The sequence below is a fragment of the Burkholderia anthina genome (assembly GCF_902498995.1).
Taxonomy (GTDB): Bacteria; Pseudomonadota; Gammaproteobacteria; order Burkholderiales; family Burkholderiaceae; genus Burkholderia; species Burkholderia anthina.
Genome location: NZ_CABVLY010000030.1, coordinates 57,166 through 82,491, shown reverse-complemented (window position 1 = coordinate 82,491; position 25,326 = coordinate 57,166). Strand labels below are relative to the sequence as shown.

Below are 25,326 nucleotides of genomic sequence, written 5' to 3'. Positions count from 1 at the left end.
TGCGCGTCAGGTGCCGGGAAGCATCGCAACGGGCACCGGCGCAGCTACGAGAAATATGGGGCGAACTGGCATTCATTGCGGCCCAATATAACGCGGCTCAAAGCGCTTGTACAGCACTTAGCACGTCGTCCACGTGCCCCGGCACCTTGATGCCGCGCCATGCCTGGCGAAGCACGCCGTCGGCATCGATCAGGAACGTCGAACGCTCGATTCCGCGCACTTCCTTGCCATACATTTTCTTCATTTTGATGACATCGAACAGTGCGCACAGCGCTTCGTCGGCATCCGAAATCAGCGGGAACGGCAGTTCGAGCTTGGCCTTGAAATTGTCATGCGAGCGCAGGCTGTCGCGCGACACGCCGATCACTTCGGCGCCGGCCTTCTTGAACTTCGGATAGAGATCGCGGAACTGCAGGCCTTCGGTCGTGCAGCCCGGCGTGTTGTCCTTCGGATAGAAATACAGAACGAGCTTCTTGCCCTTCAGGCCGGACAGCGAAATGTCGCCGCCCGTAGCCGGTGCGGTGAAATCGGGAACTTGACGGTCAACTTCGACGGACACGTGTTTCTCCTGTTGTTATGGAAAGGCGCCGCGGCGGCGGCGCGGCTCGGCAGCGCGCCGCAAGCGCGGAGGGCGGCGCCGGCTCGCGCGCGAACTCAGTCGGGCTGGACGATCAGTTCGCCGGAGCGGCCGGGGATCTCGCCCCACGTGACAGGGTACGATGGCAGCGAGTCGCGGTCCAGCGTCGCGTGATAGTCACCCATCGTCGCAAACGTATGGCCTTGCGCGCGCCAGCCGGCGAGCAACTGCTCGAATACCGGTGCGAGCTTCTGGCCTTCCAGTTCCGCATGCAGCGTGAACACCTGGTCGTGCGGATTGGTTTCGGTGAACCTGAGGATGTGCGCGGCGACGTTGTGCGTGTCGACGCCGTCGACGCCGAGCACCTCGTCGAGCGTCGGCAGCGTGGTCGGCATCTGCACGTGCGACAGCGTGCGGCCGCCGACCACCGGCAGGTACGGCGAATGGCCGCGGCCGTCGGATGCGTAGCGCATCCCCCAGGCGTCGATCTGCTCGAAGGCCGAGTCGTTCATCTGCCAGCCGGCCGCGCCGTGCGTGACGGGCGGCGCGCCGAAGACTTCGGCGAAGCGCGCGTGGCTCTTCTGCATTTCACGCGCGGTCCAGTCGCGATCGCGCACGCGGACGTTGTCCTGCCAGTACACGTGATCCCACGTATGGATCCCGCATTCGAAGCCGGCTTCGTGGATCGCGCGCATGTCGGCGATCGCGCGGCGGCCGATGTCGGGGCCGGGCAGCAGCACCCCGTACATCAGCTGCTTCACGCCGTAATGCTCGACCACCGACGTGCGCGACACCTTCTTCAGAAAGCCGGGGCGGAACACGCGCCGCAGCGCCCAGCCCGTGTGATCGGGCCCGAGGCTGAAGAGGAAGGTCGCGCGCGCGTTGAAGCGGTCGAAGATGCGCGCGAGGTTCGGCACGCCTTCGCGCGTGCCGCGCAGCGTGTCGACGTCGATCTTGAGGACGATACGAGCCAAGCGAACGTCCCGTCAGTTCTGCTGCTCGACGAGCGCACGCGCGTCGCCGACATGGCCACGATACGCTTCGAAGATCTTGCGCAGTGCTTCGTCGAACGTCGACTGCGGCGCCCACGCGAGTTCCTGCATCGTGTTGTCGATCTTCGGCACGCGGTTCTGCACGTCCTGGTAGCCGTTGCCGTAGTAGGCGCCCGACGTCGTTTCGACGAGCTGAACCTGCTTCGCGGAGTCGGCGTATTCCGGGAATTCGGCGGCCAGTTCGAGCATCTTGTGCGCGAGCTCGCGAACCGAGAAGTTGTTCTTCGGATTCCCGATGTTGTAGATCTTGCCCGTCGCGACGCCGTCCTTGTTCTCGATGATCTTCATCAGCGCGCTGATGCCGTCGTCGATGTCGGTGAACGCGCGCTTCTGCGAGCCGCCGTCGACGAGGCTGATGTTTTCGCCGCGCACGATGTGGCCGAGGAACTGCGTGACGACGCGCGAGCTGCCTTCCTTCGGCGTGTAGATCGAGTCGAGGCCCGGGCCGATCCAGTTGAACGGGCGGAACAGCGTGAAATTCAGGCCTTCCATCCCGTAACCCCAGATCACGCGGTCCATCAGCTGCTTCGAGCACGCGTAGATCCAGCGCGGCTTGTTGATCGGGCCGTAGGTGAGGGCCGATGCATCCGGGTCGAACTGCTCGTCCGAGCACATGCCGTAGACCTCGGAGGTCGACGGGAACACGAGGTGCTTGCCGTACTTGACGGCCGAACGCACGATCGGCAGGTTCGCCTCGAAGTCGAGTTCGAACACGCGCAGCGGCTGCTGGACGTAGGTGGCCGGCGTCGCGATCGCCACGAGCGGCAGGATCACGTCGCATTTCTTCACGTGATACTCGACCCACTCCTTGTTGATCGTGATGTCGCCTTCGAAGAAATGCATCCGCTCGTGGTTGACGAGGTCGCCCAGCCGGTCGGTCTGCATGTCCATGCCGAACACTTCCCAATCGGTGGTTTCAAGAATGCGCTTCGACAGGTGATGGCCGATGAAGCCGTTCACACCCAGGATCAGGACTTTTTTTGCTTTCATGAATGACGGGAAGAATGAATGAACTGCGCGAATTCCGCGGGCGTCACGACGGTTTCGCTGCCGTCGCGTTGCTGCCACAGCTCGAGAATGGATAGGGCGCGGCTGTCGCCGCAGACGCCGAATAGCGCATTATCGCTTACGTGCAGGCCGGGCGGCAAATCTGCCGCGGCCGCGGCAGCCGGGCTGCCGGGCGCCGCGAGGCGCGCGCGGGCGATGACGAAGCGCGTGCCGCCGACGTCGGTAAACGCGCCCGGATACGGGGGCGCGACCGCGCGCACCAGGTTGTAGACCTGCGCGGCCGGCTTCGACCAGTCGATGCGGCCGTCCTCCGGCTTGCGCCCGCCGTAGTAGCTGCCCGTCGACAGATCGTTCGGCAGATGCGGCGCCTCGCCCGCGAGCAGCGCGGGCAGCACGCGCCAGAGCGTCTGCTCGGCGGCGACCGTGACCTTGTCGAACACTTGCGTGGCCGTATCGTCCGGCAGGATCGGCACCGCGGTCTGGCCGATGATCGCGCCGGCGTCCGGCTTCGCGGCCATCTCGTGCAGCGTCGCGCCGGTTTCCGTTTCGCCGTTCAGCACGGCCCAGTTGGTCGGTACCCGACCCCGGTATTTCGGCAGCAGCGAACCGTGCATGTTGTACGCGCCGCGCGGCGCGATCGCGAGCAGGTCCACCGGCAGCATGTGGCGGTAGTAGAACGAGAAGATGAAGTCCGGCTGCACGTCGGATATCGCGCGGCGCAGCGCCGGATCGGCGGGGTCGGCCGGCGTGAGAACCGGGATCCCGTGCTCGGCGGCAACCGACGCGACGCTGCCGAACCAGATGTTCTCGTTCGGGTTGTCCTCGTGCGTGACGACGAGCGCGACGTCGACGCCGCGCGCAAGCAGCACCTGCAGGCAGCGCACACCGACGTTGTGATACGCGAAGACGACGGCGCGCGGCTTCATTGCGTCGGCCCCGTGCGGTAGCCGCCGACCGGCACCGCCGGCACGCCTTCGTGCTGTTCGAGCACCGCCTGGATCAGGTAGCGCGGCCGTGCGCGCACCTGCTGGTAGATGCGGCCGACGTATTCGCCGAGCAGGCCGAGCGCGAACACGATCACGCCGAGCAGGAAGAACGTGATCGCGAACAGCGTGAACACGCCTTGCACTTCCGCGCCGACGATGAAGCGGCGCACGAGCAGCAGCACGAACAGCCCGGCCGAACCGAGCGACAGGATCACGCCGATGAACGACAGCCACTGCAGCGGCACGACGGAAAAACCGGTCACGAGGTCGAAGTTCAGCCGGATCAGGCTGTACAGCGAATACTTCGACTGGCCCGCGAAACGCTCCTCGTGCGCGACCTCGATTTCGGTCGGGTTCTGCGCGAACGTGTACGCGAGCGCCGGGATGAACGTGTTGACTTCGCCGCACACGTTGATCGTGTCGATGATGCGGCGGCTGTACGCACGCAGCATGCAGCCCTGGTCGGTCATCTTGATCCGCGTGATGCGCTCGCGCAGCCGGTTCATCACCAGCGAGGCCTTGCGTCGCCACAGGCTGTCCTGGCGCTGCTTGCGGATCGAGCCGACGTAGTCGTAGCCCTCGCGCATCTTCGCGATCAGCTTGCCGATTTCCTCGGGCGGGTTCTGCAGGTCGGCGTCGAGCGTGATGACGATCTCGCCGCGCGACTGCGCGAAGCCGGCGAGGATCGCCATGTGCTGGCCGTAGTTGCCGTTGAGCAGCACGACGCGCGTCGTGTCGGGGCGCACGTGGAACTGGTCGGCGAGCATGGCGGCCGAGCGGTCGCGGCTGCCGTCGTTGATCAGGATCACTTCGTACGACGTGCCGAGTGCGTCGAGTGCCGGGTACAGCCGCGCGAACAGCGCGGCCAGTCCATCTTCCTCGTTATACACGGGGATGATGATCGAAACTTCCGGATTCGCGGCGCCCGGATGCCCGGCGCGTGCTTCAAGGTGACTCATGTACGCTTATTTTCCGTATTGTTCGCAAATCTGGTTGATGGCGTCGGCTACGCGGCGCACGTCGTCTTCGGTCATCTGCGTGAAGAGCGGCAGCGTGACGGTCGACGCGCCGTACCGTTCGGCGTGAGGGAACATGCCCTCGGTAAAGCCGCGGGCGCGATACAGCGTGAACAGGTGGATGGCCGGGTAGTGCACGCCCGTGCCGATGCCGCGTTCCTTCATCTGCGCCATGAAATCGGCGCGCGAGATCGACAGCCGGTCGAGCGGCAGCGTGACCTGGAACATGTGCCAGTTGCTGTTCTCGAAATCGGCGACGGGCAGGCCGAGCCCGAGCTTCACGGCCAGGCCGCCGTCGAGCGCGGCGAAATACGCGCGCGCGAGCGCACGGCGCTGCGCGGTGAAGCGGTCGAGGTGCGGCAACTGGCCGAGGCCGACGCGCGCGGCGACGTCGGTGAGGTTGTACTTGCCGCCGAGCACGTCGCAGTCCATCCCGTCGAAGCCGGTGCGCGTGATGCCCTGCAGCCGGTACTTCTGCGCGAGCGTCGCCTCGTCCTCGTTGTTCAGCACGAGTGCGCCGCCTTCGATCGTCGTCAGGTTCTTGTTCGCATGGAAGCTGAACGACACGATGTCGCCGATCGCGCCGATGCGCTTGCCGTTCCACGTCGAGCCGAGCGCCTGCGCGGCGTCCTCGATCACGCGCAGGTTGTGTGCGCGCGCGATCGCGTACAGGCGATCCATGTCGACCGGCAGGCCGGCCAGGTACACGGGGATGATCGCCTTCGTGCGCGGCGTGATCGCCTGCTCGAGCTTGTCGAGGTCGATGTTGCGCGTGATCGGGTCGATGTCGGCGAACACGGGCGTCGCGCCCGTCTCGAGGATCACGTTGCTGGTCGAGACCCACGATGCCGGCGTCGTGATCACCTCGTCGCCGGCGCCGACGCCCGCGATGCGCAGCCCGATCTCGAGCGTGCAGGTGCCCGAATTGAACGCGCGGACCGGCCGGCCGCCGCAGTACTCGGACAGCGCGGCTTCGAATTTCTGGCTCTGCGGGCCGGTGGTGATCCAGCCCGAGCGCAGCACGTCGACGACGCCCTGGATGGTTTCCTCATCGATCTCGGGGCGGGTGAACGGCAGAAACGGAGCGGTAGTCTGGCTCATGAACGCTTTGGCTCGTAATGGCGTGTAATAAAGGGGTCGGGCGATCCGGCCCGAAACCGGCATTAAACACCGGTTGGCGGATTCGCACCGTGATTTTTTGTAGGCGGACGCTTAATGTACGCCGGGCCCGCCGGGGCCGCTCAACTGCGCGCGAGCACGACCACGCCGATCAGGATGATGCCGATGCCGATCAGCCGCTGGACCGACATCACCTCGCCGAACAGGTACCAGGCCGCGAACGCGTTGACCACGTAGCCGAGCGACAGCATCGGGTACGCGATCGACACGTCGACCCGCGACAGCCCGAGAATCCAGACGACGACGCTCAGCACGTAGCAGCCGAGGCCGCCGATGATCGGCAGCTGGGTCGCGATCTTCAGCCCGACCGGGACGATGTTCGACGGCGTGAATTCGAAGTGCCCGACAGCGTTGACGCCGGCTTTCAGCAGAAGTTGCGCACAGGCGTTGAGCATCACGCCGGTGACGATACAGATGAGCGAAACGGGATTCATGCGGTGCGGGTCCTTACGATTGCGGTTTTTCGACGATCACGCGGCGGTTGTCGCGCGCGATCACGCGCATCGGCACGCCTTGCTTGACCAGCGTGTCGTATTCGCTGGGCGACATGATCGCGAGCGCGTGGGTTTCCTGGTTCCAGCGCGTGATCCATTCGTCGACGGTCGGGATCCATTTGTTCGGCTCGACCGAGATTCCGAAGGCGAGTTCGTCCTGGCGGTGGACCATGATCGTGGTGTGGCCGACATAGAACGGGAACGTGTGATCGAGCATGTCGATCGAGTAGAACGGGGTGTCGGCCGGCAGTTTCGCCAGCTCCGCGCGCACGGTCGGCGCGAGCAGCGCGCCCGAACTGTAACGGCCGAATTCGTCGTGGCCGGTGCCGCCGATCGTGCCGAACGCGAGCCATGCGGCGCCGAACGCGGTGATCGCGGCGGCGACGCCCGTGCGGCGGTTCAGCCACGCGGCGGCCAGCGTCAGGACGGCCGCGACCGCGAGGCCCGCGTACAGCCACAGCTGGAACGCGCGATACAGCGCGTTCGGCGTGCGGGCGTCGCCCTGGTAGGCCAGGAAGATGATCCCGAACGCCGCCACGACGAGGAACACCAGATAGCCGAGCAGGTGGCGGCGGAACCGGTCGGCGCTCATCAGCGGCAGGTACGCGCCGATCATCAGCGCGAGTGCCGGCGCGACCGGCAGCACGTACGAGATCAGCTTCGAATGCGACGCGCTGAAGAACAGGAAGATGAATGCGCTCCAGATCAGCAGCACGAGCATCGGCGCGAAGCCGTTGGGCTGGCGCGGCATGCGCAGCGCATGCCGCAGGCTCTGCCACGCGACCGACAGCCACGGCAGGAAGCCGACCAGCAGCACCGGGACGAAGTAGTAGAACGGGCCCGGGCGGTTCTGTTCCGGGGTCAGATACCGGCGGAACTGCTGGACGATGAAGAAGAAGTTGAAGAATTCGGGGTTGCGCTGCTGGACGAGCACGAACCACGGCGTGACGATCGCGAAGAAGATCACCAGGCCGCTCACCAGGTACAAGCGCTTCCACAGCGCCCAGTCGCGCGCGATCAGCGTATAGAGCACCAGCACGGTGCCCGGCAGGATCAGGCCGACGAGGCCCTTGGACAGCACGGCGAACGCCATCGCGGCCCAGCACGCCCACATCCAGCCGCGCACGGCGCCCGCGCGCAGGCCGGGCCGCTGCGCGAGCAGCAGCGAGCAGAGCGACAGCGTCATCCAGAACGCGAGCCCCATGTCGAGCGCGTTGAAGTGGCCCATCAGGTTCCAGTACGGCGAGCACGCGAGCACGACGGCCGCGAGGAAGCCGGACAGCGGGTTGAACAGGCGCGCGCCCGTGAAGCCGACCAGCAGCACGCCGGCGAAGCTGGCGAGCCCCGTGTAGAGGCGCGCCTGCCATTCGCCGATGCCGAACCACGCGAACGTCAGCGCATTCAGCCAGGTTTGCAGCGGCGGCTTCTCGAAGTACTTGTAGCCGTTGTAGCGCGGCGTGATCCAGTCGCCGGTGACGAACATCTCGCGCGCCATCTCCGCGTAGCGGCCTTCGTCGCTCGGGATCAGGTGGCGCAGCCCGAGCGGCGCGAACCAGACGATCGCGAGCGCGACGAGCAGGAGGACGAGCGTGATGCGATTGAGCGGTAGCCTCGACGGCGTATCGTTCATGGATTTTCAGCCTGTTGGTTGTTGTGACGGGCCGCCGGCGCGTGGCGCCGGGGGCGGGCGGCCGGCCGGGTGTCGATCCGGGGATCGATCGGCGCGCCGGCCCGAGTTTTACCGCATCGGGGATTAACGTTCAATTAAGAGCGCGGCGGCGACTTTGCGGCCTTCGGCCATCAGGATGTTGTAGGTGCGGCAGGCGGCCTGGAAATCCATCGTCTCGACGCCGATCCGCTTGGCCGTGAGCGCGGCCACGAGGCGCGGATGCGGGAAGCGCAGCCGCGCGCCGCTGCCGAAGACGACGAGTTCGGGCGCCGGCTCGAGCAGCATCGTGAAATGCTCGGGCGTGAGCGCGTCGAACGACGACACGGGCCAGTCCCGGACCGGCGCGCCGGGCAGCACGATGACGCTGCCCTCGTGGCGCTGGAGGTTGACGTCGACATAATCGGGGCCGTAGCCGGTGACGGTGTTGAGCGCGCCGCTCGCGTCCTGGTGCAGTTTCAAATCGGTATTCCGCGTTCCGTAGGGGGAATGTCTGGCAAGGGCCGCACGGCCCCGGGCGGCCGGTTTCGCGCGCCGGCACGCGCGGGACGCCTGACGGCGCGGGCCCGGAGCGGCTATGGTGCATTGCGAAAGTCGGCCAAAATCCGCTAAATTATAACTTTTTGGTTGCCCCCGGGCGCCACTTGCGTCGAGCGCTGCCACAAGCCGCGTCCGACCGCCCGCTTTTTCCCCCAGTCTAGACAGCGCGCACAGACCGGCCGCTCTCCAGTTTTGATCCCGTCCCCCGGCCGCGAGGCCAACCCAGGAACCGTGTCGTCGTGAAACCGATTCAGAAGTCGAACAAGCTGCTCAACGTGTGCTACGACATCCGTGGCCCGGTGCTCGAGCACGCGAAGCGCCTCGAGGAAGAAGGCCACCGCATCATCAAGCTGAACATCGGCAACCTCGCGCCGTTCGGTTTCGACGCGCCGGACGAGATCATCCAGGACATGATCCGAAACCTGCCGGCGTCGTCCGGCTATTCGGATTCGAAAGGCGTGTTCTCGGCCCGCAAGGCCGTGATGCATTACACGCAGCAAAAGGGCGTCGTCGGCGTCGGTCTGGACGACATCTACATCGGCAACGGCGCGTCCGAGCTGATCGTGATGGCAACCCAGGCGCTGCTGAACGACGGCGACGAAGTGCTGCTGCCGGCGCCCGACTACCCGCTGTGGACGGCCGCCGTGAGCCTGTCCGGCGGCACGCCCGTGCATTACGTGTGCGACGAGCAGAACGCGTGGATGCCCGACCCCGACGACATCCGCCGCAAGATCACGCCGAACACCAAGGCGATCGTCGTGATCAACCCGAACAACCCGACCGGTGCGCTTTATTCCGACGAATTGCTGCTCGAACTGCTCGAGATCGCGCGCCAGCACGGGCTGATCGTGTTCGCCGACGAGGTCTACGACAAGATCGTCTACGACGGGCTCGAACACACGGCGCTGGGTTCGCTGTCGGAGGACGTGATCACGGTCACCTTCAACAGCCTGTCGAAGAGCTATCGCTCGTGCGGCTATCGCGCGGGCTGGATGGCCGTGTCGGGCCTCGGCGGCGACAACCGCCGGCATGCGAAGGACTACCTCGAGGGGCTCGGGATCCTGTCGTCGATGCGGCTGTGCGCGAACGTGCCGGGGCAGTTCGCGATCCAGACGGCGCTCGGCGGCTACCAGAGCATCAACGAGCTGATCGTGCCGAGCGGGCGCCTGTACAAGCAGCGCGAACTCGCGCACGACATGCTCACGTCGATTCCCGGCGTGACCTGCGTGAAGCCGCAGGCCGCGCTGTACATGTTTCCGCGCCTCGATCCGAAGCTCTATCCGATCCAGAACGACCAGCAGTTCATCCTCGACCTGTTGCTCGAGGAACGCGTGCTGCTCGTGCAGGGCACGGGTTTCAACTGGGCGGCGCCGGATCACTTCCGCGTGGTGTTCCTGCCGAACCTCGACGACCTGACCGATTCGATCAACCGGATCGCGCGCTTCCTCGACGGCTACCGCAAGCGCCATTCGGCCTGAGCGGACAGGATCACACGGCATTCCCCATTCCCTAATCTCACTCATCGATCACACGCAGCATGGAACCGATCAAAGTTGGCCTGTTGGGCTTCGGCACCGTAGGCAGCGGCACCTTCACGGTGCTGCGCCGCAACCAGGAAGAAATCAAGCGACGCGCGGGGCGCGGCATCGAGGTCGCGCGCATTGCGGTGCGCAACCCGGCCAAGGCGCAGGCCGCGCTCGGCGGTGACGCCGCCGCCGCGCAGATCACCGACGATTTCAACGCGGTCGTCGACGATCCGTCGATCGCGATCATCGCCGAGATGATCGGCGGCACGGGCATCGCGCGCGAGCTCGTGCTGCGCGCGATCGCGAACGGCAAGCACGTCGTGACGGCGAACAAGGCGCTGCTCGCGGTGCACGGCACCGAGATCTTCGAGGCCGCGCGCGAGAAGGGCGTGATGGTCGCGTTCGAAGCGGCCGTCGCCGGCGGCATCCCGATCATCAAGGCGCTGCGCGAAGGCCTGACCGCGAACCGCATCCAGTACATCGCGGGCATCATCAACGGCACGACGAACTACATCCTGTCGGAAATGCGCGACCGAGGCCTCGACTTCGCGACCGCGCTGAAGGCCGCGCAGGCGCTCGGCTACGCGGAAGCCGATCCGACCTTCGACATCGAAGGCGTCGACGCCGCGCACAAGGCGACGATCATGAGCGCGATCGCGTTCGGCGTGCCGGTCCAGTTCGACCGCGCGTACGTCGAAGGCATCAGCAAGCTCGACGCGGCCGACATCCGCTACGCGGAAGAGCTCGGCTACCGGATCAAGCTGCTCGGCATCGCGCGCCGCGCCGAACACGGCATCGAACTGCGCGTGCACCCGACGCTGATCCCCGAGAAGCGCCTGCTCGCGAACGTCGAAGGTGCGATGAACGCGGTCGTCGTGCACGGCGACGCGGTCGGCACGACGCTGTACTACGGCAAGGGCGCGGGCGCGGAACCGACCGCATCGGCGGTCGTCGCGGATCTCGTCGACGTCACGCGCCTGCACACGGCCGACCCCGAGCATCGCGTGCCGCACCTCGCGTTCCAGCCGGACAGCCTGTCGAACACGCCGATCCTGCCGATCGACGAAGTGACGAGCGGCTACTACCTGCGCCTGCGCGTGGCGGACCAGACGGGCGTGCTCGCCGACATCACGCGCATCCTCGCCGCGGCGGGCATCTCGATCGATGCGCTGCTGCAGAAGGAATCGGAGCAGGTCGACGACGCCAACGGCGAAACCGACATCATCCTGATCACGCACGAAACGATCGAGAAGCACGTCAATGCGGCGATCGCGCAGATCGAGAGCCTCGCGACGGTCGTCTCGAAGGTGACGAAGCTGCGCATGGAAGCGCTGAACTGAGGACCAGGCACGACATGAACTACATCTCCACGCGCGGCGCCGGCATCGGCGAGCGCCATACGTTCTCCGACATCCTGCTCGGCGGTCTCGCGAAGGACGGCGGGCTCTACCTGCCGGCCGAGTACCCGCAGGTTTCCGCCGACGAGCTCGCGCGCTGGCGCACGCTGTCGTACGCGGATCTCGCGTTCGAGATCCTGTCGAAGTTCTGCGACGACGTGCCGGCCGACGACCTGCGCGCGATCACGCGCCGCACGTACACGGCTGCCGTGTACAGCAACACGCGCCACGGCGAGAACGCGTCCGACATCACGCCGCTGAAGGCGCTCGGCACCGAGCACGGCGCGACGCTGTCGCTGCTCGAACTGTCGAACGGCCCGACGCTCGCGTTCAAGGACATGGCGATGCAACTGCTCGGCAATCTGTTCGAGTACACGCTCGCGAAGCACGGCGAGGCGCTGAACATCCTCGGCGCGACGTCGGGCGACACGGGCAGCGCGGCCGAGTACGCGATGCGCGGCAAGGCCGGCGTGCGCGTGTTCATGCTGTCGCCGCACAAGAAGATGAGCGCGTTCCAGACGGCGCAGATGTTCAGCCTGCAGGATCCGAACATCTTCAACCTCGCGGTCGAAGGCGTGTTCGACGACTGCCAGGACATCGTGAAGGCGGTGTCGAACGATCACGCGTTCAAGGCGCAGCAGAAGATCGGCACGGTCAACTCGATCAACTGGGCGCGTGTCGTCGCGCAGGTCGTGTACTACTTCAAGGGTTATTTCGCGGCGACCAAGTCCAACGACGAGCGCGTGTCGTTCACGGTGCCGTCGGGCAACTTCGGCAACGTGTGCGCGGGCCACATCGCGCGGATGATGGGGCTGCCGATCGGGAAGCTCGTGGTCGCGACCAACGAGAACGACGTGCTCGACGAATTCTTCCGCACCGGTGCGTATCGCGTGCGCAGCGCCGAAAACACGTACCACACGAGCAGCCCGAGCATGGACATCTCGAAAGCGTCGAACTTCGAGCGCTTCGTGTTCGACCTGCTCGGCCGCGATCCGGCGCGCGTGATGCAGCTGTTCCGCGACGTCGAGGAGAAGGGCGGCTTCGATCTCGCCGCGAGCGGCGATTTCTCGCGCGTGGCCGAATTCGGTTTCGTGTCGGGCCGCAGCAGTCATACGGACCGCATCGCGACGATCCGCGATGTGTTCTCGCGCTACGACACGATGATCGATACCCACACCGCCGACGGCGTGAAGGTCGCGCGCGAGCATCTCGACGCGGGCGTGCCGATGGTCGTGCTCGAGACGGCGCAGCCGATCAAGTTCGGCGAGACGATCCGCGAAGCGCTCGATCGCGAAGCCGAGCGGCCGGCCGCATTCGACGGGCTCGAGGCGCTGCCGCAGCGTTTCGAGGTCGTGAAGGCCGACGCGCGGCAGGTGAAGGATTTCATCGTCGCTCATACGGGCGCATGACGTGCCGCCGGGCGCGAGCCCGGCGTGTGCGCAGGACGGCCGGAATGCCGATTCGTCGAACGGATCGGGGTTCCGGCCGTTTTGCTTGGCGGCGCGGCGGCTCATCGGCCGGGCTTGTGCGGGTGCCGCCCGCCCGGGGCGCCATGAAACAAGTATCAGCCCCGCACATTCGCGCCGATCACAGTTTTCGCATGCCGGCCATATCGCGCGCGCGTGCGATGGCGTCGCTACAATGACGTATTGACTTCAACGATCCCCGATTCCATCGATGTCGAACCCGAATTCCGTGGCGCCGCGCGCGCCGATGCTGTCGACCGCCGAAGCGCTCGCCGCGCTGCTCGATGCCGCGAAACCGCTGCCCGGCGCCGAAACCGTCGCGACGCTCGATGCGCTCGGCCGTGTGCTGGCGGCCGACGTGAGCTCGCCGCTCGACGTGCCGCCGATGCATACGAGCGCGATGGACGGCTATGCGGTGCGCGTCGCCGACCTGCTGCACGGCGAGCGGCGCCTGCCCGTGTCGCAGCGGATTCCAGCCGGCCATCCGGCCGCGCCGCTCGCCGCGGGCACGGCCGCGCGGATCTTCACCGGCGCGACGGTGCCGCCGGGCGCCGACGCCGTCGTGATGCAGGAGCAGGCATCGGCCGACGGCGACGCGGTCGAGATCCTGCACACGCCGAAAGCCGGCGAATGGATCACCGCGCAGGGCGCGGACATCCGCCAGGGTTCGGTGATCCTGCCGGCCGGCACGCGCCTCGCGCCGCAGGCGCTCGGCCTGGCCGCATCGGTCGGCTGCGCGCAGTTGTCGGTCGCGCGGCGGATCCGCGTCGCGGTGTTCTTCACCGGCGATGAACTGACGATGCCCGGCGAGCCGCTGAAGCCCGGTGCGATCTACAACTCGAACCGCTTCACGCTGCGCGGGCTGCTGGAGCGGCTCGGCTGCCACGTGACCGACTACGGGATCGTGCCCGACTCGCTCGCGGCGACGCGCGACACGCTGCGCGAGGCCGCGCGCGATCATGACGTGATCCTGACGAGCGGCGGCGTATCGGTTGGCGACGAGGATCACGTGAAGCCGGCCGTCGAGGCCGAAGGGCGCCTCGCACTGTGGCAGATCGCGATGAAGCCCGGCAAGCCGCTCGCGTTCGGCGCGGTGCGCCGCGGCGACGAGCGGCCCGATGCGCACTTCATCGGGCTGCCCGGCAATCCGGTGTCGAGCTTCGTCACGTTCCTGCTGTTCGTGCGGCCGTTCCTGCTGCGCCTGTCCGGCGTGCGCGACGTCGCGCCGCGCGCGCTGTCGCTGCGCGCGGACTTCTCGCAAAGCAAGGGCGACCGGCGCAACGAATTCCTGCGCGCGCGCGTCAATGCGGCCGGCGGCCTCGATCTGTTCCCGAACCAGAGCTCGGCGGTGCTGACGTCGACGGTCTGGGGCGACGGCCTGATCGACAATCCGCCGCAGCATGCGATCAGCGCGGGCGAGACCGTGCGTTTCATTCCGTTTTCCGAACTGCTGTCGTAACGCGACGGCTTCCCGATCCATGAAGATTCAACTGAAATTCTTTGCAAGCGTGCGCGAGGCGCTGGGCGTGTCCGACGAACAGGCCGACGTGCCGGACGGCGTGACGACCGTCGGCGACGTGCGCGCGTGGCTGCGCCTGCGCGGCGGCGCGTGGGCCGAGACGCTCGCCGAAGGGCGCGCGTTGCGCATGGCGTGCAACCACGAGATGACCGACCCCGACACGCGCCTCACCGACGGCTGCGAGGTCGCGTTCTTTCCGCCGGTGACGGGCGGCTGAGGGGGGGTATGGCTATGGTACGAGTCCAGACCGACGATTTCGACCTGAATGCCGAAGTGGCGGCGCTGCGTGCGCGCAACCCGAAGATCGGCGCGGTCGCATGCTTCGTCGGCACGGTGCGCGACCTGAACGAAGGCGACTCGGTCGCCGCGATGGAGCTCGAGCACTATCCGGGGATGACCGAGAAGGCGCTCGAGAAGATCGCCGCCGAGGCCAGCCGGCGCTGGCCCGGCATCGATGTCGCGATCGTGCACCGGGTCGGCAGGCTGTTGCCGCTCGACCAGATCGTGATGGTCGCGACGGTTGCGTCGCATCGTGGCGATGCGTTCGCGTCGTGCGAGTTCGTGATGGACTATCTGAAGACCGAGGCGCCGTTCTGGAAGAAGGAATCGACGCCGGACGGCGAGCGCTGGGTCGATGCCCGCAGTACCGACGACGCCGCGCTGGCGCGCTGGGGCGTCGAATCGGGCAACACGCCGCGTTGAACGCGGCGTTCTCGTTGCGGCGATGTGCCGCAGGCGCCGGATTGCCGCGTTACGCGTCCGGATCGGTGCCGCGCCCGATGATCTTCGTCGGAAACGGCTCGCCGCGGGCGCGTGACGGCAGCGCATGCGCGTCGTCGCCGCCATCGCGGCGGCGCGGCGCGATCGCATCGAGCAGCGCCTGCTGCTCGGGCGGAATCTGATAGTCCCAGCCGAAGCGGCTCAGCTGCAGGCTTTGTGCGATCCGTAGCGCGGGTTCCATGAAGCGGATCGCCGCGGGCGGCGTGTAGCGTGCCTCGACGGTCTTCAGGAACAGCGACAGCCAGCGGCTGAAGTGCGCGGGTTCGATTCCGTCGAGCGGCTGGTGCGCCTGCTGCACGTTGCCGCGATAGCCCTTGGTGCCGAGCACGAGGCTCGACCAGAAGCTGACCATCTTCGGCAGATGATCGTCCCAGCGGCCGTTCAGCTTCGCGTCGAATACGGGCCCGAGCAGCGGGTCGGCGCGGACGCGGTCGTAGAACGCGTAGACGAGGTCGCGGATGTTGTCTTCGGTCGGTTCGGCGTCGCGGGGGCGGGCCGGTGCGGTATCGGGCGAGGCGGGCAGGGCGGTCATGACAAAAAGGCCGGGAAAATCGGAGCGTTGGCGGGCTTCGGCGACGCGGCGGCATGACGCAGGTGCGGCCGATGCGCAGGACGCCGACAGGATTTTGACGCAAAATAGCGTCCACCAAGGCCTGAAAAATGTGCGTGTGCCATGCATCTTATTGCGCGCAGGCCGTCGGGGCAACCCGGGCCTGTCAGGCGGCAGTCAAAAGCCCGGCCGGCGCGCGCTCCCGGTGATCCGGGCTGCATAATCGGGGCACGATCGACAATTTTCCGTATTCGCTCATGAGACTCACCGACTACACCGACTATTCGCTGCGCGTGATGTTGTACCTTGCCGTGCGCGGCGAGGGGCTCGCGACGATCCAGGAGATCTCGGACGCCTACGGCATCTCGAAGAACCATCTGATGAAAGTGGTGCAGCAGCTCGGCGAGCTCGGCTGGGTCGACACGGTTCGCGGCCGCAACGGCGGGCTGCGGCTCTTCCCCGAATCGCTGGCGCTGACGGTCGGGCAGGTCGTGCGCGCGACCGAGAGCGATTTCGCGCTGGTCGGCTGTTTTTCCGCCGACGGTGACGAGTCGCGCGGCTGCGTGATCGAGCCGCAGTGCCGTCTGAAGGGCGTGCTGGCGGCCGCGCGCGATGCATTTTTCGCCGAGCTCGATCGTCATACGGTCGGCGAGCTGGCCGCGCCTGCGTCGCCGCTCGTCGCGCTGCTCGGCATTCGGCCGATCGCGCTCGTGCGTGCCGAGCCGTCGGAACCCGACGCGGCTGCGTCCGCCGGGTCGCCGTCGAAGGCCGGCTGACGCGCGCCGCACGCCTCCATTACCCGGCTGCAACCGGCCGGCAGGCCGCTTGTCGCCGTCCATCGTTTTTTGCGCTGAATCAACCCGAATTTCGCTTGAAACCCGCATAACCATCCTCATCTTGGTGTTAATCGAAAATTGGAGGTCTCGACTAAATGAGAATCGACAAGCTCACCACCAAGTTCCAGGAAGCACTCGCGGACGCGCAAAGCCTTGCGGCAGGCCGCGACAATCAATACATCGAACCCGTTCACGTACTGGCGGCACTCGTCGCGCAGCAGGACGGCTCCGCCCGCTCGCTGATGTCGCGCGCGGGTGTTCACGTGCAGGCGCTGCAAGGCGCGCTGAACGAGGCGATCTCGCGCCTGCCGCAAGTCACGGGTACGGGCGGCGACATCCAGATCGGCCGTGAGTTGGCCGGGCTGCTGAACCAGGCCGACAAGGAAGCGCAGAAGCTCAACGACACGTTCATTGCGAGCGAGATGTTCCTGCTCGCCGTGTCCGACGACAAGGGCGAAGCCGGCAAGCTCGCACGCCAGCACGGCCTCACGCGCAAGGCGCTCGAAGCCGCGATCGCCGCGGTGCGCGGCGGCTCGCAGGTGCACAGCCAGGATGCGGAAAGCCAGCGCGAGGCGCTGAAGAAGTACACGGTCGACCTGACCGAGCGCGCCCGTGCAGGCAAGCTCGATCCGGTGATCGGCCGCGACGACGAAATCCGTCGTTCGATCCAGATCCTGCAGCGTCGTACCAAGAACAACCCGGTGCTGATCGGCGAGCCGGGCGTCGGCAAGACCGCGATCGTCGAAGGGCTCGCGCAGCGGATCGTCAACGGCGAAGTGCCCGAGACGCTGAAGGGCAAGCGCGTGCTGTCGCTCGACATGGCCGCGCTGCTCGCGGGCGCGAAGTATCGCGGCGAGTTCGAGGAGCGCCTGAAGGCGGTGCTCAACGACATCGCGAAGGACGAAGGCCGGACGATCGTGTTCATCGACGAGATCCATACGATGGTCGGTGCCGGCAAGGCCGAAGGCGCGATGGATGCGGGCAACATGCTCAAGCCTGCGCTGTCGCGCGGCGAGCTGCATTGCATCGGCGCGACCACGCTCGACGAATACCGCAAGTACATCGAGAAGGACGCCGCGCTCGAGCGCCGCTTCCAGAAGGTGCTCGTCGACGAGCCGAGCGTCGAGGCGACGATCGCGATCCTGCGCGGGCTGCAGGAGAAGTACGAACTGCATCACGGCGTCGACATCACCGACCCGGCGATCGTCGCCGCGGCCGAGCTGTCGCACCGCTACATCACGGACCGCTTCCTGCCCGACAAGGCGATCGACCTGATCGACGAGGCTGCATCGAAGATCAAGATGGAAATCGATTCGAAGCCCGAAGAGATGGACAAGCTCGACCGCCGGCTGATCCAGCTGAAGATCGAGCGCGAGGCCGTGAAGAAGGAGCAGGACGAAGCGTCGCAGAAGCGCCTGCAACTGATCGAGGAGGAGATCGATCGCCTCGGCCGCGAATATGCGGACCTCGAGGAGATCTGGACCGCCGAGAAGGCCGCGGTGCAGGGCAGCGCGCAGCTCAAGGAAGAAATCGAGAAGGTGCGTGCCGACATCGCGCGTCTGCAGCGTGACGGCAAGCTGGAGAAGGTCGCCGAACTGCAGTACGGCAAGCTGCCGCAACTCGAGTCGCAACTGAAGCAGGTCACGCAGGCGGAAGAGCAGGAGCAGCACAACCCGACGCGTCCGCGGCTGCTGCGCACGCAGGTCGGTGCGGAAGAAATCGCGGAAGTCGTGTCGCGCTCGACCGGGATTCCGGTGTCGCGGATGATGCAGGGCGAACGCGAGAAGCTGCTGCACATCGAGGAAAAGCTGCACGAGCGCGTGGTCGGCCAGCATGAGGCGATCAGCGCGGTCGCCGATGCGATCCGTCGTTCGCGCGCGGGGCTCGCCGATCCGAACCGTCCGTACGGCTCGTTCCTGTTCCTCGGCCCGACGGGTGTCGGCAAGACCGAGCTGTGCAAGGCGCTGGCGTCGTTCCTGTTCGATTCAGAAGAGCACCTGATCCGCATCGACATGAGCGAGTTCATGGAGAAGCACAGCGTCGCGCGGCTGATCGGCGCGCCGCCGGGCTATGTCGGCTACGAGGAAGGCGGCTACCTGACGGAAGCCGTGCGCCGCAAGCCGTACAGCGTGATCCTGCTCGACGAGATCGAGAAGGCGCATCCGGACGTGTTCAACGTGCTGCTGCAGGTGCTCGACGACGGTCGCATGACCGACGGGCAGGGGCGCACGGTCGATTTCAAGAACACGGTGATCGTGATGACGTCGAACCTCGGCTCGCAGGTGATCCAGGCGATGACGGGTTCGCCGCAGGAAGAGATCAAGGACGCGGTGTGGCTCGAAGTGAAGCAGCACTTCCGTCCGGAGTTCCTGAACCGGATCGACGACGTCGTCGTGTTCCATGCGCTCGACCGCAGCAACATCGAGTCGATCGCGAAGATCCAGCTCGCACGCCTGCACGACCGGCTCGCGAAGCTCGACATGGCGCTCGAGGTGTCGCCGGCGGCGCTCGAACAGATCGGCAAGGTCGGCTACGATCCGCTGTTCGGTGCGCGGCCGCTGAAGCGCGCGATTCAGCAGGAGATCGAGAACCCGGTCGCGAAGCTGATCCTCGCGGGCCGCTTCGGTCCGAAGGACGTGATCCCGGTCGACGTCAGCGACGGCAAGTTCGTGTTCGACCGCGTCGTGCACTGATCGCCGGTCATCGGCCGCACGCCCGGTTCGCGCCGGGCGCGCAAAAACAAACACCCCGCTCAGGCGGGGTGTTTGCATATGGAGCGGCGGAAACGGATGAAGCGGCCGCTCCGGCTGTCGTGCGCGGTGCGCTCAGGCCTGCTTGTTGCCGCCGAACATGCCGGCGAGCTGCGACAGTGCGCCGAGCACGTTCGACGTGTCGACCTGGCCGTCGGCCGGCACTTCGCCGTTCGGCGTCGCGTGGTTCACGACGTGCGGCAGCACCTGCGCGAGGATCGACGATGCTTGCGACGGATCGATGCCCACCTTGCTCGCGAGCGCGCCGACGGCGTCCGAGCCGAGCACGTTCTGCAGCGTGTCCGCCGAGATCGGCTGGTTTTCGCCGCTGCCGACCCACGAGCCGATCACGTCGCCGGCGCCGCCGGCCTTGAACTTCTCGATCAGCCCGTTCAGGCCGCCCGGCTGGTTGTTGATGAATTCGAGCGCGGTCGTGATGAGCGCGCTTTGCGAGTTGCCGCCGGCCTGGCCGCCGATCAGACCGCCAACGATGTCGAGGAGACCCATGGTTCTTCACCTTCACTGAAAAGGGCGCCGTAACGGCGGCGCCCGTTGAACGAATGCCGCGCGCACGCCGTCGCGCGCGCGGCGCGCATCAGGCGCCCGACGCCTCGGCGGCGGAGGCTGCCTTGTCCTTCTTGCTCTTCTTCTTCGAACCCTTCGTCGCCTTCGTGGACGACGCTGCGGACGGCGCGCTCGCGCCCGCGTCGGCGGCTGCCGCCGCGGCTGCGGCCGCCTTCTCCTTCTTCGACGCACGCTTGCTCTTGGCCGGCTTGGCCGCCGCTTCCGGCGCGCTTGCGGCTGGCGCCGCCGTGCCGGCCGTCGCGGTTGTCGACGTCGTCGCAGTGCCCGCCGGCGTCGTGGTGGCCGACGTCGTCGCGGCCGGCTTCGACAGCTTCACGCCCTTGGGCGGCGTCGACGAGCCGCCGATCGTCAGGCCATTTTCCTCGAGATGCCCGACCGACTTCGTGCCGAGGCCCTTCACGCGATTCGCGAGATCGTCCGCATCCTTGAACGGGCCGTTCTTGGCGCGTTCGTCGATGATCGCCTTCGACTTCACGGGCCCGAGACCCTTTACCGATTCGAGCGCGGCCTGGTCGGCCGTGTTGACTTCGACGGCCGCGGCCAGGCCGGCGGCGAGTGACAGCGACAGCGCGACAAACAGCATCAGCAGCTTTTTCAGCATGGCAAAGGCTCCCAGGTTTCAACGGATGAATGGTTGTTGCAACGGACGGTGGAGCGACGCCTGTCCAAGCGTTGCCGTTAAGCATAGGACAAATGCGTGCCCTTTTTAAGACAAGCTGTCCGAATCTTGCTGAAGGCTTGCGTCGCTGTAAAGACGGAACGCGCTGCCGGGCCGCGATTTTGACCATTCTTTACGGTATCCGCCGATGTCTGACGGTGGGTGTCGGAAGGGTGGGTGTCGGAAGCGACGGCCGCAAATTGACGCGCTGGCCGTTCGGCAACGCTTGACTTAGAGTGAACTCTAACTCCTAACCTTGAGCGTGCCATGTCGATCACCGTTTCCACTCCTTCCTCTGCCGGCCCGCTGACGATCGGGCAAGTCGCCGCGCTGACGGGCGTGTCGACGCACACGTTGCGGTACTACGAGCAGGCCGGGCTGCTGCGCGCGATTTCGCGCACGGCGGCCGGGCACCGGCTCTACGCGCCGGCCGATCTCGACTGGCTCGCCTTCGTGATGCGGCTGAAAGCGACCGGCATGCCGATCGCGCAGATGCAGCAGTTCGCGGCATTGCGCGCGCAAGGCGAGTCGACGTTCGGCGCGCGCCGACGGTTGCTGGCCGCGCATCGCGATGCGGTGCGCGTGCATATCGAGGCGCTGCAGGCGAGCCTCGATGCGATCGGCGACAAGATCGCGTACTACGAGACGCGGGAGCGCGAGACGGAACGACGGGCGAACACTTCCCATTCATCATCGGAGCAGGACGGACATCATGGAACGACTCGTTGACGATCGCTATGCGCGCGGCTGGAACAAACTGAAGGAAATCGACGGCGAAGTGGGCGAACGCGTGATCGCGGCCCTCGCGCCGATCGCGCCCGATTTCGGGCGTCTGCTCGTCGAATTCGGTTTCGGCGACATCTATAGCCGGCCGCAGCTCGACCTCAAGTCGCGCGAGATTGCGACGATCGCCGCGCTGGCCGCGCTCGGCAACGCCCAGCCGCAACTCAAGGTGCATGTCGAGGCGGCGCTGAACGTCGGCTGCACACGCGACGAAATCGTCGAGGTGTTCATGCAGATGGCCGTGTACGCGGGATTTCCGGCCGCGCTGAATGCGCTGTTTGCCGCGCACGAGGTATTTGCCCGGCGCGATGACGCGCTCGCCACGGACGACGGCACGACCGAAGCGGTCGCGCACGCGGCGTGATGCGCCGCGCGCCGCGTGCCGCGCGTGTCAGATGCGGTGCGGCGCGACGATCCGGTGCTTCGCGATTCGCCGGTACAGCGTCGCGCGTGAAATGCCGAGCGCCTGGGCCGCTGCATCGGGGCGCCAGCGATGCGCGGTGAGCGCCGCGACGATGCGGCCGCGCTCGTCGTCCGGCAGCGCGCCGGCCGGGCCGGCGCCGAGCTGCGCGGCGAGATCGGCCGGCAGGTCGCGCCGTGTCACGCGTGCGGCGTCGCACACCGCGCACGCATAGCGCAGCACGTTACGCAGTTGCCGTACGTTACCGGGCCACGGGTACGCGGCGAGCTGCCCGGCGAGTGCCGGGTCGAGCGTGAGCACGTGGCCGGTCGCCTGCGCTTCTTCCGCGAACACCGTGGCGATCACGTCGCCCACGTCGGCACGCTCGCGCAGCGGCGGCAGCACGAACGTCGCGCCGCTCAGCCGGTAATACAGATCCTCGCGGAACGTGCCGTCGGCCACCATCTGTCCGAGATCGCGGTGCGTCGCGCAGATCACGTCCAGATCGACGCGCACGGGCGTGTCGCTGCCGAGCGGCACGACTTCGCCGTCGGCGAGCACGCGCAACAGGCGCGTCTGCAGCGCGAGCGGCATGTCGCCGATTTCGTCGAGAAACAGCGTGCCGCCGTCGGCGAGCGCGATCTTGCCGCGTGCGCCGTGCTTGCGCGCGCCGGTAAACGCGCCGGCCGCGTAGCCGAACAGCTCGCTTTCGATCAGCGCCTCGGGCAGCGCGCCGCAGTTGACCGCGACGAACGGCCGTGCGCGTCGCGCACCGGCGTCGTGGATCGCGCGGGCGAACACTTCCTTGCCCGCGCCGGTTTCGCCGAGCACGAGAATCGGCAGCCGCTTGCTCGCGACGCGCAGCGCGAGTTCGGCCTGCTGCGCGATGCGCGCGTCGCTGCTGTGCAGGAACGGCGTGAGCGCGCCGACGTGGCGCTGCGCGGTGCCGGGGCGGCGCGATGCCGGGGCGGCCCGTGCCGTGCCGGCTTCGCGGCCGGCGCGCCGTAGCGGCGCGCGCAGCCGTGCATAGAGCGGGGCGCCGGTTGCGCGCAGCCGCAGCGCGACGATCGTGTCGAGCCGCGCGGCATCGCGCAGCGGCATCTCGGTCGCGTCGAAGATCTCGTCGATGTGGCGCGGTTCGCACAGCGCCGGCAATGCGTCGCGCGCCTGGCGGTTCGCGGCGACGATATTGCCGCAGTCGTCGAACGCGATCAGCCATTCGGGCTGCGCCTCGACGTAGTGACGATTCGGATGCCCGAACAATATCCAGTGCTGCGCGGTGCTGTGCACGAAATAGCCGTCCTCGATCAGTCCGGCGCTTTGCCGCACGAGCTGGTACACGAGGCGCTGGCTGTCGCGGTTGTCCGGCGACTGGACGGCCGATGCATCGAGCACGCCGATCAGTTCGCCGCCCGGCGAGAAGATCGGGGCCGCGCTGCAGGTGAGCGTGGTGAATGCCGCGCGAAAGTGATCGGTCTTGTGCACGGTGATCGGCGCGAGATCGGTCAGCACGCTCGCGACGCCGCACGTGCCTTCCTCGCTTTCCGACCAGCACGAGCCGATGTGCAGGCCCGCATGACGGAAGTCGTTGCGGCGTTCGCGCTCGATCCGGTAGTCGATCGTCACGCCGTGCGCGTCGGTCAGCATCACGCAATAGTCGGCAACGCGAATCATGTCGTGCAGGCGCGTCAGGCACTGCCCCGACGCGCGCAGGAACGCTTCCTCCTTGTCGCGCACCTCGCGCAGTTCGGCCGCGGTCAGCACGCGCGGGCCGATCGACGAAGCCGGGTCGAGCGCATAGCGCTCGAGCGAGCGTTGCCACGACGACACGAGGCGCGAGGAGTCGGCCGGCGCGGGCAGGCGCCCGGCGAGCGCGCCGAGCACACGGTCGGCGTGCTGGGCCTGGGGGACGGCATAGGGCATGGTCGGCTCCGGTTCCGTACGGCGGGGAATTCGCTGTTCTTGTAGCACATCCGCTTCGGCGGATCACATTGCATCGCAGCATGCGCGACGCATGAGACGTTCGTCTCACCGGCATCTCAACGGGTCTCGCGGGGCTGAGACGCATGGGCGAGCTATGTGCGATGGGCGTGCGGATCGCGGTGGCGCGCGCCGTGCCGCGATCCGCGCGGTTTGCCGGATAGCTCGGTGTGCGCGCCACGCTGCCGAAACATGCGCGCTGCGAGATCGACGCGATGAGACGCACGCGCCGTTTCGCGACGCGTACGCGCGTCATGGCGGCCCGTGTCGAACCCGTGCACCGCCGCCGAGCCAGTCCGCACGCGGGTTTCCCGGTCGTTGCGCACACGGTGGCACGCCGCTTGCAGATATCACGGCAAGCCCGGCGCAGTCGCGTCGGCGACGACGATCCGCCGCTCTCGATGGCGGCGGACGACACATGCAGGGCCGGCGCGCGCACCCATGCGCGGGCGCCGGCCCACTGGATGGAGACAAGCCCGTGACGACGCCCGTGACCGTCGGCGTGATCGCGAACCCCGCATCGGGGCGCGACATTCGCCGCCTGACGACGCATGCATCCGTGTTCCCGACGGCGGAGAAGGCCAACATGGTCGTGCGCCTGCTCGCCGGCCTCGGCGCGATGGGCGTCGAGCGCGTACTGACGTTGCGCGACAAGACGGGCATCGCGACGCTGCTGATGCGTGCGCTCGATACGCATCGTGCGGTCGCCCCCCACGAGCGCTGGCCCGACGTCGAATTCGCCGATCTGCCGATCTCCGATACGGTCGCCGACACGCAGGCCGGTGCCGCCTACATGCGCCGGATGGAAGTCGCGCTGATCGTCGTGCTCGGCGGCGACGGCACCCATCGCGCGGTCGCCGCGCATTGCGGCGCGACGCCGCTCGTCGCGCTGTCCACCGGCACCAACAACGCGTTTCCCGAACATCGCGAGGCGACGGTCGCAGGCGTCGCGGCCGGGCTTGCCGCGACCGGCGCCGTGCCGGCCGACGTCGCGTTCACGCGCAACAAGCGGCTCGTCGTGCGCTGCACGGCCGGTTCCAACGCGGGACGCGAGGAGATCGCGCTCGTCGACGTGTGCGCGGCGCGCCAGCGCTTCATCGGCGCACGGGCGATCTCGGGCCCCGACGACATCGACACGCTCTACCTGACTTTCGCGGAACCGGACGGCATCGGGTTGTCCGCGCTCGGCGGCGCGTGGGCGCCGCTCGAGCGCAGCGCGCCGCACGGGCTCGCGATGCGTTTTGCCGCCGACGGCAAGGCGGCCGGCACGCCGCTCATCGCACCGATCGCACCGGGCCGCGTCGATCGCGTCGTGATGCGCAGTTGCGAGCGGCTCGAACCAGGCGCGTGGCAGACGATCCCGTTCGAGCACGGCACGCTCGCGTTCGACGGGGAACGCGAGATCGAGGTTGCGCGCGGCGATCGCTACGAGATCGCACTCGACTGGCGGGGGCCGCTGACGGTCGACGTCGGCCGCACGCTGCGTTACGCGTCGTCGCGGCAGTTGCTGCGCGACGCCGGCGCGTGGCGCAACTGACCCCCCGTTTTTTCGACGACGCATCGCTTCCATTTCAGTCA

24 protein-coding genes are annotated in these 25,326 nt (G+C 67.1%); 11 read left to right on the top strand and 13 right to left on the bottom strand.

Translation table 11 applies throughout. The features are described 5' to 3' along the window. Nucleotides 1-97: 97 nt before the first annotated feature. From BME24068_RS29750 to BME24068_RS29710, 9 genes are all read right to left on the bottom strand, one after another. Nucleotides 98-559 (bottom strand): peroxiredoxin, encoded by a 462-nt coding sequence (locus BME24068_RS29750; RefSeq protein ID WP_011657063.1) that lies wholly within the window; start codon nt 557-559, stop codon nt 98-100. Nucleotides 560-654: 95 nt separating this feature from the next. After that, nucleotides 655-1,551, bottom strand: a complete 897-nt coding sequence (locus BME24068_RS29745) for a polysaccharide deacetylase family protein (RefSeq protein ID WP_098556155.1) — start codon at nt 1,549-1,551, stop codon at nt 655-657. A 12-nt stretch (nt 1,552-1,563) separates the two neighbouring features. After that, nucleotides 1,564-2,619, bottom strand: a complete 1,056-nt coding sequence (locus BME24068_RS29740; protein WP_096503041.1) for a bifunctional UDP-4-keto-pentose/UDP-xylose synthase — start codon at nt 2,617-2,619, stop codon at nt 1,564-1,566. Then, nucleotides 2,616-3,563 (bottom strand): formyltransferase, encoded by a 948-nt coding sequence (locus BME24068_RS29735; protein WP_174928193.1) that lies wholly within the window; start codon nt 3,561-3,563, stop codon nt 2,616-2,618. Before BME24068_RS29735 ends, BME24068_RS29740 begins: the two co-directional genes overlap by 4 nt. Then, nucleotides 3,560-4,582 carry a glycosyltransferase gene (locus BME24068_RS29730; protein ID WP_096503037.1) on the bottom strand — a complete coding sequence of 341 codons (1,023 nt, stop codon included), beginning with the start codon at nt 4,580-4,582 and terminating at the stop codon, nt 3,560-3,562. Before BME24068_RS29730 ends, BME24068_RS29735 begins: the two co-directional genes overlap by 4 nt. Before the next feature lie 6 nt (nt 4,583-4,588). Next, a complete protein-coding gene (locus BME24068_RS29725; RefSeq protein ID WP_174928192.1) occupies nt 4,589-5,740 on the bottom strand; it encodes a DegT/DnrJ/EryC1/StrS family aminotransferase in 1,152 nt (383 codons plus the stop codon). 140 nt (nt 5,741-5,880) lie between these two features. Continuing rightward, nucleotides 5,881-6,252 (bottom strand): EamA family transporter, encoded by a 372-nt coding sequence (locus tag BME24068_RS29720; protein ID WP_096503033.1) that lies wholly within the window; start codon nt 6,250-6,252, stop codon nt 5,881-5,883. Between the two features lie 13 nt (nt 6,253-6,265). Further along, entirely contained in the window at nt 6,266-7,942 is a 1,677-nt protein-coding gene (locus BME24068_RS29715) for a glycosyltransferase family 39 protein (protein WP_174928191.1), read from the bottom strand. A gap of 123 nt (nt 7,943-8,065) precedes the next feature. Beyond that, nucleotides 8,066-8,440 carry an Mth938-like domain-containing protein gene (locus BME24068_RS29710; protein WP_174928190.1) on the bottom strand — a complete coding sequence of 125 codons (375 nt, stop codon included), beginning with the start codon at nt 8,438-8,440 and terminating at the stop codon, nt 8,066-8,068. A 317-nt stretch (nt 8,441-8,757) separates the two neighbouring features. On the opposite strand from BME24068_RS29710, the gene BME24068_RS29705 reads away from it, so the two are divergent. The 6 genes from BME24068_RS29705 to BME24068_RS29680 all read left to right on the top strand — a co-directional run bounded on the left by BME24068_RS29705 (nt 8,758) and on the right by BME24068_RS29680 (nt 15,128). Next, nucleotides 8,758-9,996, top strand: a complete 1,239-nt coding sequence (locus BME24068_RS29705; protein WP_096503027.1) for a pyridoxal phosphate-dependent aminotransferase — start codon at nt 8,758-8,760, stop codon at nt 9,994-9,996. 59 nt (nt 9,997-10,055) lie between these two features. After that, nucleotides 10,056-11,384: a homoserine dehydrogenase gene (locus BME24068_RS29700; protein WP_174928189.1), complete on the top strand. Its 1,329-nt coding sequence runs from the start codon at nt 10,056-10,058 to the stop codon at nt 11,382-11,384. A 14-nt stretch (nt 11,385-11,398) separates the two neighbouring features. Further along, complete coding sequence (gene thrC, locus BME24068_RS29695; RefSeq protein WP_174928188.1) at nt 11,399-12,850, top strand: threonine synthase; 1,452 nt, start codon at nt 11,399-11,401, stop codon at nt 12,848-12,850. Between the two features lie 268 nt (nt 12,851-13,118). After that, complete coding sequence (locus BME24068_RS29690) at nt 13,119-14,366, top strand: molybdopterin molybdotransferase MoeA (protein WP_096503021.1); 1,248 nt, start codon at nt 13,119-13,121, stop codon at nt 14,364-14,366. A 19-nt stretch (nt 14,367-14,385) separates the two neighbouring features. Next, on the top strand, nt 14,386-14,643 hold the full coding sequence (moaD, locus tag BME24068_RS29685) for a molybdopterin converting factor subunit 1 (protein WP_006758354.1): 258 nt from the start codon (nt 14,386-14,388) through the stop codon (nt 14,641-14,643). An 8-nt stretch (nt 14,644-14,651) separates the two neighbouring features. Then, entirely contained in the window at nt 14,652-15,128 is a 477-nt protein-coding gene (locus tag BME24068_RS29680; protein ID WP_174928187.1) for a molybdenum cofactor biosynthesis protein MoaE, read from the top strand. 49 nt (nt 15,129-15,177) lie between these two features. On the opposite strand, the gene BME24068_RS29675 is transcribed toward BME24068_RS29680, so the two are convergent. Then, nucleotides 15,178-15,738: a group III truncated hemoglobin gene (locus tag BME24068_RS29675; protein ID WP_174928186.1), complete on the bottom strand. Its 561-nt coding sequence runs from the start codon at nt 15,736-15,738 to the stop codon at nt 15,178-15,180. Nucleotides 15,739-16,013: 275 nt separating this feature from the next. On the opposite strand from BME24068_RS29675, the gene BME24068_RS29670 reads away from it, so the two are divergent. After that, nucleotides 16,014-16,532 (top strand): Rrf2 family transcriptional regulator, encoded by a 519-nt coding sequence (locus BME24068_RS29670; RefSeq protein WP_096503017.1) that lies wholly within the window; start codon nt 16,014-16,016, stop codon nt 16,530-16,532. A gap of 155 nt (nt 16,533-16,687) precedes the next feature. Then, a complete protein-coding gene (gene clpB, locus BME24068_RS29665; RefSeq protein ID WP_096503015.1) occupies nt 16,688-19,285 on the top strand; it encodes an ATP-dependent chaperone ClpB in 2,598 nt (865 codons plus the stop codon). Nucleotides 19,286-19,417: 132 nt separating this feature from the next. On the opposite strand, the gene BME24068_RS29660 is transcribed toward clpB, so the two are convergent. Both BME24068_RS29660 and BME24068_RS29655 read right to left on the bottom strand, forming a co-directional pair. Further along, nucleotides 19,418-19,849 (bottom strand): YidB family protein, encoded by a 432-nt coding sequence (locus BME24068_RS29660; protein ID WP_174928185.1) that lies wholly within the window; start codon nt 19,847-19,849, stop codon nt 19,418-19,420. A gap of 88 nt (nt 19,850-19,937) precedes the next feature. Further along, nucleotides 19,938-20,528 carry a ComEA family DNA-binding protein gene (locus BME24068_RS29655; RefSeq protein WP_174928184.1) on the bottom strand — a complete coding sequence of 197 codons (591 nt, stop codon included), beginning with the start codon at nt 20,526-20,528 and terminating at the stop codon, nt 19,938-19,940. A gap of 324 nt (nt 20,529-20,852) precedes the next feature. On the opposite strand from BME24068_RS29655, the gene BME24068_RS29650 reads away from it, so the two are divergent. Together BME24068_RS29650 and BME24068_RS29645 are read left to right on the top strand one after the other, a co-directional pair. After that, on the top strand, nt 20,853-21,314 hold the full coding sequence (locus BME24068_RS29650) for a MerR family transcriptional regulator (RefSeq protein WP_174928183.1): 462 nt from the start codon (nt 20,853-20,855) through the stop codon (nt 21,312-21,314). Then, nucleotides 21,298-21,732, top strand: a complete 435-nt coding sequence (locus tag BME24068_RS29645) for a carboxymuconolactone decarboxylase family protein (RefSeq protein ID WP_174928182.1) — start codon at nt 21,298-21,300, stop codon at nt 21,730-21,732. The genes BME24068_RS29650 and BME24068_RS29645 overlap by 17 nt, the downstream gene beginning before the upstream one ends. Nucleotides 21,733-21,759: 27 nt before the next feature. On the opposite strand, the gene BME24068_RS29640 is transcribed toward BME24068_RS29645, so the two are convergent. Next, the gene (locus BME24068_RS29640; protein WP_174928181.1) at nt 21,760-23,691 is read right to left on the bottom strand and encodes a sigma-54-dependent Fis family transcriptional regulator; all 1,932 of its coding nucleotides are present in this window, start codon (nt 23,689-23,691) and stop codon (nt 21,760-21,762) included. A gap of 535 nt (nt 23,692-24,226) precedes the next feature. Between BME24068_RS29640 and BME24068_RS29635 the strand changes: the two genes are divergently transcribed. Beyond that, nucleotides 24,227-25,285: an ATP-NAD kinase family protein gene (locus tag BME24068_RS29635; protein ID WP_096503004.1), complete on the top strand. Its 1,059-nt coding sequence runs from the start codon at nt 24,227-24,229 to the stop codon at nt 25,283-25,285. Nucleotides 25,286-25,326 lie beyond the last annotated feature (41 nt).